This window comes from Micromonospora sp. ATLC20 (assembly GCF_057196585.1).
In genome coordinates, this window is sequence record NZ_JBXUOV010000011.1 from 17,677 (window position 1) to 28,593 (window position 10,917).

Below are 10,917 nucleotides of genomic sequence, written 5' to 3' on the forward strand. Positions count from 1 at the left end.
GCCACGAGCAGAGAGTCTCCACGCTCATGACTGTTGCCAAGCACATGGCGGCGCGTGACTGCTTCCGGGTGATCGCGCCTCGACCCGCCGCACGGCTCACGCTCTTCTGTTTCCCGCACGCGGGCGGTGCCGCCAGCGCTTTCCACCAGCTGGCGGTGCTGCTTCAGGAGGACATCGAGCTGGTCGCGGTGCAATACCCGGGCCGACAGGACCGCTACGGCGAACCGCTGCCTCGGACGATGGCCGAGCTGGTCGACGAGATCACCGGCGCGATGCTGGAGCGCCTGGACCGGCCCGCCGCGTTCCTCGGGCACAGTATGGGCGCCACCGTCGCGTTCGAGGTGGCCCGGCGCCTGCGCGCCAGGCGCCCGAACGCCCTGCGGCACCTGTTCGCCTCCGCTCGCCGCGCCCCGCACCACGACAACAGCCAGGCGCTGCGCTTCCCGGACGACGAGTCGTTGCTGCGCTACGTCGACTCGCTCGGCGGCGTCGGCGCCCGGATGCTGGCCGACGCCGGGGTGCGCGAGCTCGCGATGCCGATCCTGCACGGCGACTTCCGGCTGGTCGCCGACTACCGGTACACCACAGGCGCCCCGCTGACCTGCCCGATCACGGTCATCGCCGGGGACAGTGACCCCTCGTTCACGGTGGACCACGCCCGGGAATGGCGTCGGCACACGGTTGCCGGATGCGACACCCGCACCGTACCGGGCGGACACTTCTACCTGGAGACCGCGCCGGCCGTGCTCGCGCTGCTGATCGCCGAGAAGCTCGCCGCCGACCTGCCCGTGCGCGAGAACACCGGGGGGCAGCGATGAGCGGCAACCCGTTCGACGACGCGGACGGGCGATTCCTGGTACTCACCAACGACCAGGGCCAGCACTCGCTGTGGCCGGCTGCGGTCGCGGTGCCTGCCGGCTGGACGGTCGCGCTGGCCGAGTCCGAGCGCGCCGAGTGCGTCCGGTACGTCGAGCGGAACTGGACCGACCTGCGCCGCCGCCCGCGCGAGCAGCCGAAGTGACAGGCGCACCGCGGCTTCCCGACGGCATCGAGGCGGCCCTGCCGCTCACCCCACTGCAGGAGGGCCTCCTGCTGCACGCGGTCCAGGACCAGGGCGACGGGGCCGGGCAGGGCGGGATCGACGTCTACACCACCCAGCTCCGGCTCGACCTGGCCGGCGAGCTCGACGCCGCCCGACTGCGGTCGGCCGCCGGCCAGCTGATCGCCCGGCACGGCGCGTTGCGCGCGGCGTTCCACCACCGTGGACTCAAGCGTCCGGTGCAGCTGATCCACCGCGAGGTTCCGGCGGCGTGGAGCGAGCACGATCTGACCGGGGCGCCGCCGGCGGCCCGAGAGGACGAGGCGACCCGGATCGCCGACGCCGAACGGGCCGCCGGGTTCGCGCCGCACCGGCCACCGCTGCTGCGCTTCACCCTGCTCCGGCTCGCTCCCGGCCGGCACCGGCTCGTCCTCACCGTGCACCACCTGATCTGGGACGGCTGGTCGGTGCCGGTAGCCCTCGGCGAGCTCTTCACCGGCTACGCCGCCGGCCCGTCCGGGGCGCTGCCGCCAGCACCCCAGTTCCGCGACTTCCTCGCCTGGCTGCGCGCCCAGCCGACCGCGCCCGCCGAGAAGGCGTGGACCGCGGCGCTCGCCGGGCTCGAGGCGCCGACCCTGTACGCGCCGCACGCCGCGAGCCTTCCCGCGGTGCTGCAGCGCGAGGTCCGCGTCGTGCTACCCGCGGAGGTTGCCGACCGGCTCGCCGAACAGGGCCGCCGCCACGGCTACACCCTCGGCACCGTGGTCCAGTTCGGCTGGGGTGTGCTGCTGTCCCGCATGCTGAACACGGACGACGTCATCTTCGGTACGACCGTGTCCGGCCGCCCCCCGGCGCTCGCCGGCGCCGACCGGATCATCGGCCTCCTGCTCAACACCGTGCCGGTGCGGATGCGACTGCACGGCGACGAGACCGCCGTGGCCTGCCTCGTCCGGCTTCAGGCCGAGCAGGCTGATCTGATCGAGCACCACCACACCCCGCTGGCCGCCGTGCAGCGCGCTGCCGGGCACCCGGCGCTGTTCGACACCACGACGGTGTTCCAGAACTTCCCGCTCGACCACCAGGCGGTCACCGGCCCACTCGGCGCGGCGGGTGTGCGGATCACCGGCGTCCACATCGAGGACTCCACCCACTACCCGCTCCGTCTGGCCGTCACCGCCGGCGACGGTCTGGAGCTGCGGCTGGGCCACCGCCCCGACGTGATCCCCGAGCGCGAGGCGGCATCCCTGCTCGACCGGCTCGGTCGCGTGCTGGCCGCGGTGGCGTCCGACCCGGACGTCGCCGTCAACGACCTGGACCTGCTCGGCGCGGACGAGCGCGCCGACGTCCTGCACCGCTGGAACGACACCGCCGGCGAGGTGCCCGACGGCACGCTGATCTCGATGTTCGAGGCGCAGGTCGACCGTACGCCGGACGCGCCCGCGCTGCGCTTCGAGGGCGCCGGCCTCACCTACCGTGAGCTCGACGGGCGGGCGAACCGGCTGGCCCGGCGGCTGCTCGCCGAGGGGGCCGGACCCGGCCGGCTGGTCGGTGTCGCGCTGCCCCGGTCGTTCGACCTGGTAATCGCCCTGTACGCGGTGCTCAAGACCGGCGCCGCCTATCTGCCGGTCGACCCCGAGTACCCGGCCGCCCGGATCGCTCAGCTGATCGAGGACGCCGACCCGGTCTGCGTCCTCACCGAGGGCGACGATCTGCCCGGCCCGGCGCTGCGGCTGGACTCGCTCGACCTGAGCGAGGTGCCCGCCCACCGGCTGACCACGGCCGAGCGGCGGCCCGCGACCACGGACGACACCGCCTACGTGATCTTCACCTCCGGCTCGACCGGCCGCCCGAAGGGCGTGGCGATCCCGCACCGCGGCATCGTCAACCGCCTGCGGTGGATGCAGGACCGGTACGGCCTGCGCCCCGGCGAGCGCGTCGCCCAGAAGACCCCGGCCGGCTTCGACGTGTCGGTCTGGGAGTTTTTCTGGCCCTGCCTGGTCGGTGCCACACTGGTCATCGCTCGCCCGGACGGCCACCGCGAACCCGCCTACCTCGCCGCGCTGGTCCGCGAGGAGCAGATCACCACGATCCACTTCGTGCCCTCGATGCTGGGCGAGTTCCTCCGCGAACCGGCGGTGGCGACCTGCACCGGGCTGCGCCGGGTCGTCTGCAGCGGTGAGGCGTTGCCGGTCGACCTCGAGCGGCGGTTCTTCGAACTGCTGCCCGGCGTGGAGTTGCACAATCTGTACGGCCCGACCGAGGCCTCGGTGGACGTCACCGCGTGGGAATGCCGGGACGAGCCGGGTGCGGTCACCGTGCCGATCGGGGTGCCGATCGCCAACATCCGGGTCTATGCGCTGGACCGGCGGCTGCGTCCGGTTCCGCCCGGCGTGGTCGGCGAGCTCTACCTGGCCGGCGCCGGTCTCGCACACGGCTATGTCGGCCGGGCCGGGCTGACTGCCGAGAGGTTCGTCGCCTGCCCGTACGGCGCCCCCGGCGAGCGCATGTACCGCACCGGCGACCTGGTCCGCTGGCGGTCCGACGGCGTGCTCGAGTACCTCGGCCGCAGCGATCACCAGGTCAAGCTGCACGGGCAGCGGATCGAACCGGGCGAGATCGAGGCGGCGTTCGCCACCTGCCCCGGAGTTTCCCAATCACTGGTGCTGGTGCGCGAGGACCGGCCCGGCATTCAGCGGCTCGTCGCGTACGTGATCCCCGACCCCGGAAGCACCCTTGTCCCAGCGGACCTGCTGGCGTCGGTGGCCGCCGCGTTGCCGGAGCACATGGTCCCGTCCGCGGTGGTCCTGCTCGACGCGTTCCCGGTCACCCCGAACGGTAAGGTCGACCGGGCTGCGCTGCCGGCGCCGGAGCTGCCTCGCCCCGGGCGCGGGAAGGGCGACGCACCCACGTCGGCGGCCGAGGCGGCGTTCGCGGACGCGTTCGCGACTGCGCTCGGGCAGGACCGGGCCGGGGTCGGCGACAGCTTCTTCGACCTGGGCGGCGACAGCATCCTCGCGATGCGGGTGGTGTCGCTGGCCCGGCGTGCCGGCTGGACGGTCACCGCCAAGGACGTGTTCCGGCTGCGCACCGCGGCGGCTCTGGCGGCGATCGCCCGGCCGGTCGACGGCGCGGTGGCCGAGACCGTGGCCGACGCGATCGGGCGCGCGCCCCTGCCTCCGATCGGGTCGGCCCTGCTCGCCCGCGGCGGCGAGATCCGCGGCTTCCACCAGGCGGTGGTGGTCGAGATGCCGCCCGGCACCGACGACCTGGTGCTCGCCGCCGCGCTGCGCGACGTGGTGAACCACCACCACGTGCTGCGGGCCCGGCTGCTGGCCGGGGACGGTGGCTTCGAGATCCCGCCGTCGGGGGACGCGGACATCCTGCTTCCCACGCCCGAGGACGGGTCCGCGTACGCCGCCGCAGAATCCGCCCGGCGCCGTCTCGACCCGGCACGGGGGATCAACTTCCTGGCCGTCCGCGCCGTCGACGACCGGCTCGTGCTCTGCGCGCACCACCTGGTCGTCGACGCGGTCTCCTGGCGGGTGCTGCTGCCCGACCTGGCCGCGGCGGTCACCGCGCGGAGCCGGGGCTCGGTCCCCACGCTGGAACCGGTGCCGGTCTCGTACCGCACCTGGGCGCTGCGTCAGGCCCACCAGGCGTCGGCGGGAAAGTGGCGCGACGAGCTGCCGTACTGGCGATCGGTGCTCGCCGGCGGTGAGCCCGGCGCCGCCCACGGCGTGGCCGGCGATGCGCGGCATGACGAGATCACCGTGCCGGCGGACGTGGTCGAGCGGCTGGAGCGGGTGGCCGGGAAGTTCCATGCCCGGCTCGACGACCTGCTGATCACCGCGCTCTCCCGGGTGCTGACCGAGGACACGGCGTTGATCGACGTGGAGGGCCACGGCCGCCACGCCGACGTCGACCTGTCCCGCACGGTGGGCTGGCTGACCAGCGTGCACCCGGTCCGGGTGCGGGGTGCGGGCACCGACCTCCGGGCCGCCGTGCTGCGGGTGAAGGAGCAGCTGCGCGAGGCGCCGCGGGACGGTGCCTCGTACGGGGCGTTGCGCCCGCAACTCGCCGCACTCGGTACGCCGTCGGTCCTGTTCAACTATCTCGGCGACGTCGGCGGATCGGTCGCCGGGGCCTGGCCGGTGGTGACCACCGAGGCGCTTCCGCCGGGGACCGACCCGGGCATGCCGCTCGGCTACCGTGCCGAGGTGCACGTCCAGGCCCGCCCGACCGAGCGGGGGACCATCCTGCACGCTCTGTGGATCACCGCAGGCGGGGGCGCCGCGCCGGCCGGGCGATGGCGGGACGAACTGGTCGGCCTCGCCGGGTTGGCCGGCCCGGACGTCGTGGGCGGGCGCACCCCGTCCGACCTGCCGCTGGCGGCGCTGTCCCAGGCGGAGGTCGAGCGGCTGGAGTCGCTCGTGCCGGATCTGGCCGACGTCATGACGATGAGCCCGCTGCAGGAGGGTTTCCTGTTCCACGCCGCGGAGGCCCGCGACGGCGGCACCTCCGACGTCTACACCACGCAGGTGCGGCTCGATCTTTCCGGGAACGTGGACCCGGCATCGATCCGGGCGGCCGGTCAGCGGCTGGTCGAACGCCATTCCGCGCTGCGTACGGGCTTCCATCAGCTCGACCGTGGCGCCGCGGTCCAGATCGTACGGTCCGGTGGTGTGCCGCGCTGGCGGGAGGCGGACCTCAGCGCGCTGCCCGGCGACGAGCGGGCGGCCGCCGCCGACCGCTTGGTCGCCGCCGAGCGTGGCACCTTCGATCTGGACCGCCCGCCGCTACTGAGGCTGGCGCTGCTGCGGCTCGGGCCGGACGCGTGGCGGCTGGTGATCACCGGCCACCACATCGCGTTCGACGGTTGGTCGCTGCCGATCCTGGTGCGGGAGCTGCGGGAGCTGTGGGCGGATCCGGGGGCGTACACGGGAGCCGCCGCGCCCTCGCATCGCGCGCACGTCGAGTGGCTGGCCGCCCGGGACACGGACGTCGCGGAACGGGCCTGGGCCGACAACCTGCGCGGCCTGCCCGGCCCGTTGCTGATCGCGCCGGAGAAGCCGGGTGCGGCCGGGACGGCTCAGCGCCAGCTCGGCCGCGACCTGCCCGGTGACGTCGTACGCCGACTGCTCGACGCGCTACGCCCGCTGGGTGTCACGCTCAACACCGCGGTCGAGTTCGCCTGGGCGATGGTGCTGGCGCGGGCCGCGGGCCGGGACGACGTGGTGTTCGGCACGACCGTGTCGGGACGGCCCGCGGACCTGCCCGGCGCCGACCGGATGGTCGGGCTGTTCGTGAACACCGTGCCGGTACGGGTGCGGCTCGACCTTGGGCAGTCCCTCGGGCAGGCCCTGGCGGGGTTGCAGGCCGAGCAGACCGAGCTATTCGACCACCAGCACCTCGGGTTGGGGCGGATCCACCGGCTGACCGGCTGCACGCAGCTCTTCGACACCACGACGATGCTGGTCAACTATCCCTTCGACCTGGAGTCGCTCTCCGTGCCGGACGGCGCTGGCATCCGGGTCACCGGTCTGGGCCTCGACGACGCCACGCACTACCCGTTGCGGCTGGTCGCGGTCCCCGGGGCGGACGACGGGCTCACCGTGCGCCTCGGGTACCGGCCCGACCTGGTCACGAGCGCCGAGGCCGAGGCGCACCTGGACCGGATGGTGCTGGCGTTGGCGAGCCTGGCCGCCGGCCCCGATCTGGTGGTCGGAGAGATCGACCTGCTCACCGCCGCCGAGCGGGAGTCGGTCGTGACGCGGTGGGGCGGCTACTGACCGGCAGGCTCAGCGATTACTAACACCTGTCAGAACTTGTTGACGCACTCTCGGCGGGTGTGCGAAGCTTTGCGTGCGCCGGAAAGAGGTCACGCGGATGGATGTCACAGGTGATGACCTGCTCAAGATGTTGACGGCGCTGAACAATCAACACCGTCTCAGGATCGTGGGGATGCTCTCCAGCGAGCGGGACTACGTCAGTCGGCTGGCTGTGCGATTGGGCATGAGCCGGCCGCTGCTGCACATGCACCTCGCCCGGCTGGAGGCCGCGGGGCTCATCGAGGGAAGTCTCGAGCTGTCCGCGGGTGGTAAGGCGATGAAGTTCTTCGAGGTCACGCCGTTCGCACTGCACCTGACACCGCAGACGGTGGCGGAAGCGGTGAAGACGCTGACCGATGACCGGCGCGGCGAAGACGACGCAGAGCAGTGAGGGCGAGGGTGAGTGCGGTGGGTTCCACGAGCGACGACTGGGTGGGCGTACTGGCTGCAGCCGGCATCTTCGTCGTTCTCATCGTGATCGTGTGGCAGGTCGCCGCCACGTGGCGGGCACGCCTGGCTGCGGCACGGGAGAAGCAGTACCAGGAGCTCGCCGAGAAGTGCGCGCGCCTGCTGGAGGAGAACGCCGAGCTGCAGCGGCGTACGGTCGCCGAACTCAGCCACGTCCGGGAGGCGACCGCGGCGATGGAGAAGATGATGCGCGAGGTCGGCTGACACCAAAAATATAGGCCTCATGGACACAGTGGAGCCCTGCGGATCGCCCCCGTACCCAGGGCTCCACTGTCATGAGATGAGACATCTATGCAGTTACCGTTGTCGGCCGGCCAGAAGGGCATCTGGCTCGGGCACGAACTCGACCCGAGCGGTCACGCCTACAACGTGGCCGAGTACACCGAGGTGAACGGTGACCTCGACCAGGACGCCTTCGAGCAGGCCTGGTCCCGGGTCCTGGAGGAGGCGCCGACCTTCAGAGTGATCGCCGTCCGCCGCGACGACCGCGGTGAACTCTGCCAGATCATCGACGACGCGCCGGCCCGGATCACCCGGGTCGACTTCCGGGCCGAGGCCGAACCCGAGGCGGCGGCCCACCGTTGGATCCGGGAGGACCTGGAACGACCCGTCCACCTCGAGGCCGGTGGCCTGTTCACGTTCGCGCTGCTGCGGGTCGACGACCGGCGTTTCTGGTACTACGGGCGCGGACACCACATCGCCTGCGACGGCTACGCCGCCGCGTTGCTGCTCCGCAAGATCGGCGCTTACTACACCGAGATCGTGACCGGCGAGCCGGTCGCCGACGCGCCGGCGGTCGCTGCGCCGCTGGCGGAGACGCTGGTGGCCGACGCCGAGTATCGGGTGGGCCCGGACTTCCAGGAGGACCTGCGGTTCTGGACGGAGCATGCGGCCACGGCCAGCCCGGTCAGGCTCAGCGACCACTGGGCCGTCCGTGGCCCGGTCGCCCCCGATCCGGGCACCGTGCACATCCGCCGATCCGAACACATCCCCGCCACGCAGACCGGCACGATCGCCGGGGTGGCCCGCGAACTGCGTACTCTCTGGCCGGTCCTGGTGGTGGCGGCCACGGCCGCCTTCCTGCACCGCTGCACCGGGCGCACCGACATCGTGCTCGGCTTCCCGGTCACCGGCCGGACCACCAAGCTGCTGCGCGCCACGCCGAACATGGCCTCCAACGTCGTTCCGCTGCGTGTCGAGGTGAACCCGGGGGACACCCTGCGGGATCTGATGCCGCGGGTCTCAGGTGCGCTGCGCCAGGCGTTGAAGCACCAGCGCTGCCGGTTCGAGGACTGGCAGCCCGAGCGCAGCGGCGCGGCGACCACCGGCTGGGGCACGGTCGTCAACGTGATGGCGTTCGACTACCAGGTGACCCTCGCCGGACTAACGACGGTCACGCACAACCTCACCCTCGGGCCCGTCGACGACCTGTCTCTCTGCTTCTACGACCGGGGCGACGGCAGCGGCTGGCGACTCGACGTGGACGCCAACCACGATCGCTACTCACGTGACGACCTCATCACGATCCAGCGCCTCTATTCGCGGTTCCTTCGGGCGGTCTCGGCCGAGCCGGACGCGGCGCTCGGCGGTTTCGAGCTGGTCACCGCGGACGAGCGGCAACGGATGCTGACCGAGTGGAACGGCGCCTCGGTGGCCGAGCCGGAGGGTGACCTCGCCGCCGCCTTCGCGCGGCAGGCGGCGCGGACCCCGGACGCGATCGCGGTCGTTGACGGGAGCCGGGAGATCACCTACGGGCAACTGGACGCCGCCACCAACGCTCTTGCCGGGCGCCTGCGGAGCCGGGGGATCCGGGCCGAGGAGCCGGTGGCGATCCTGGCCGAGCGGTCGGCGCTGGTCGTGCTGGCGACCCTGGCGATCGTCAAGGCCGGCGGCGTGTACCTGCCGCTGCGGCCCACCGATCCCGCCCCGAGACAGCAGGCGATGCTGGCGGACGCCGAGGTGCGGCTGCTGCTCACCGACGCGCCGGCGGACCACCCGCTCGAGGTGCTTCCGCTGTCGGCAGCGGACCTGGACGCGCTGGCGCCGGCCGTGGCCCCCTCGTGGGACGGCGGTCCCGATCGACTGGCGTACATCATGTACACCTCCGGGTCCACCGGCCGGCCCAAGGGCGTCGCGATCACCCACGGCAACGTGCTCGCGTTCGCGTCGCACGGCCGCTGGCGGGACGGGGACCACGAGCGGATACTCATGCACTCCGCGCACGCCTTCGACGCCTCGACGTACGAAATCTGGGTGCCGCTGCTCACCGGTGGCCGGACCGTGGTGGCTCCGCCCGGCCAGCTGACCACCGACGAGGTCGCCCGCCTGGTCGAGACGCACGGCGTGACCTCTGCCTTCCTCACCACCGCGTTGTTCAACCTGATCGCCCGCACCCGGGCGTCCGCGTTCGCCGGCCTGCGAACGGTGCTTACGGGCGGTGAGACCGCCTCGGCCGAGGCGATGCGTCTGGTCCGCGAGGTCTGCCCGGGCACGAAGCTGCTCCACGCGTACGGCCCCACCGAGACCACCACGTTCGCCACGCTCATGGTGGTGGACCGGGTCGACGGTGTGCCGCCGATCGGGTCGCCGCTCGACGCCACCCAAGCGTACGTGCTCGGCCCGGATCTGCAGCCGGTGCCCGCCAACGTCTCGGGCGAGCTGTACCTCGCCGGCTGGGCGACCGCCCGTGGCTACCTGAACGAGCCGGCGCTGTCCGCCGAGCGGTTCGTCGCCTCGCCGTTCGGCCCGCCGGGTTCGAGGATGTACCGCACCGGGGACATCGTCCGCTGGCGTGGGGACGGAGTGATCGAGTACGTCGGTCGCGGCGACCAACAGGTGAAGATCCGCGGCTTCCGGATCGAACTGGGCGAGGTCGAGGCCGCGCTCTGCCGGCTGCCGGAGGTGTCCCAGGCGTACGTGACGGCCCAGGAGACGGCCCCGGGGGTCCGGCGCCTGGTGGCGTACGTGGTGGGCGGTGACGGCCGCACCCCGGAGCCGGCCGAGGTCCGCGACAGCCTGGGCGAGACCTTGCCGGACTTCATGGTCCCGGCCGTCGTCATGGTGCTGCCGGCGCTGCCGCTCAACGCGAACGGCAAGGTGGACCGGCGCGCCCTGCCCGATCCCGAGGTCGCACCGACCGGCAGCCGCGAGGCGTCCGGAGCCGCGGAGAGCGCGCTGGCCGCCGCGTTCGCCGAGGCGCTGTCGGTGTCCCGGGTCGGCGCGTCCGACTCGTTCTTCGATCTGGGTGGCGACAGCATCCGGGCGATCCAGGTGGTCTCCCGGCTGCGCGACGCGGGCTGGCTGATCAGCGTGGGTGACCTGCTGACGCTGCACACGGTCGAGAAGCTCGCGGAGAAGGCGGTGCCGGCCGAACCGGCCCCGGCCACCGAGCCCGCCGTGGCCGACCTGATGGTGCTGGACGACGACGACCTGGCCACGCTGGTGTCGGCCCTCGCCGAGGACGGCACCTGACACGGGGGACTCCACACCGCGGGATGGCCGTCGACGACACGGGATCGACCGGCGGTCCGGCGGATCCCGCGGCCGTAACGCGAAGACGGAGGTAGGCGGAGATCGCACCAT

General features: G+C 72.8%; 6 protein-coding genes. All 6 read left to right on the top strand.

The genetic code is table 11. The annotated features are described in order from the left end of the window. Positions 1-26: 26 nt before the first annotated feature. The 6 genes from AC2CHG_RS04650 (at position 27) to AC2CHG_RS04675 (ending at position 10,806) form a co-directional block, all read left to right on the top strand. On the top strand, positions 27-818 hold the full coding sequence (locus tag AC2CHG_RS04650) for a thioesterase II family protein (protein ID WP_402815097.1): 792 nt from the start codon (positions 27-29) through the stop codon (positions 816-818). Further along, on the top strand, positions 815-1,021 hold the full coding sequence (locus tag AC2CHG_RS04655) for an MbtH family protein (protein WP_262016335.1): 207 nt from the start codon (positions 815-817) through the stop codon (positions 1,019-1,021). The genes AC2CHG_RS04650 and AC2CHG_RS04655 overlap by 4 nt, the downstream gene beginning before the upstream one ends. Continuing rightward, complete coding sequence (locus AC2CHG_RS04660; RefSeq protein ID WP_484524206.1) at positions 1,018-6,828, top strand: amino acid adenylation domain-containing protein; 5,811 nt, start codon at positions 1,018-1,020, stop codon at positions 6,826-6,828. Before AC2CHG_RS04655 ends, AC2CHG_RS04660 begins: the two co-directional genes overlap by 4 nt. Positions 6,829-6,925: 97 nt before the next feature. Then, positions 6,926-7,258, top strand: a complete 333-nt coding sequence (locus AC2CHG_RS04665) for an ArsR/SmtB family transcription factor (protein WP_402815091.1) — start codon at positions 6,926-6,928, stop codon at positions 7,256-7,258. A gap of 17 nt (positions 7,259-7,275) precedes the next feature. Next, on the top strand, positions 7,276-7,539 hold the full coding sequence (locus tag AC2CHG_RS04670; RefSeq protein ID WP_262016338.1) for a hypothetical protein: 264 nt from the start codon (positions 7,276-7,278) through the stop codon (positions 7,537-7,539). A gap of 87 nt (positions 7,540-7,626) precedes the next feature. Beyond that, a complete protein-coding gene (locus AC2CHG_RS04675) occupies positions 7,627-10,806 on the top strand; it encodes a non-ribosomal peptide synthetase (protein WP_262016339.1) in 3,180 nt (1,059 codons plus the stop codon). Positions 10,807-10,917 lie beyond the last annotated feature (111 nt).

Bases quoted from the DNA above. Each gene is read 5' to 3' on its own strand.
- AC2CHG_RS04655 (WP_262016335.1), top strand. From the start codon at position 815: ATGAGCGGCAACCCGTTCGACGACGCGGACGGGCGATTCCTGGTACTC.
- AC2CHG_RS04675 (WP_262016339.1), top strand. From the start codon at position 7,627: ATGCAGTTACCGTTGTCGGCCGGCCAGAAGGGCATCTGGCTCGGGCAC.
- AC2CHG_RS04665 (WP_402815091.1), top strand. From the start codon at position 6,926: ATGGATGTCACAGGTGATGACCTGCTCAAGATGTTGACGGCGCTGAAC.
- AC2CHG_RS04650 (WP_402815097.1), top strand. From the start codon at position 27: ATGACTGTTGCCAAGCACATGGCGGCGCGTGACTGCTTCCGGGTGATC.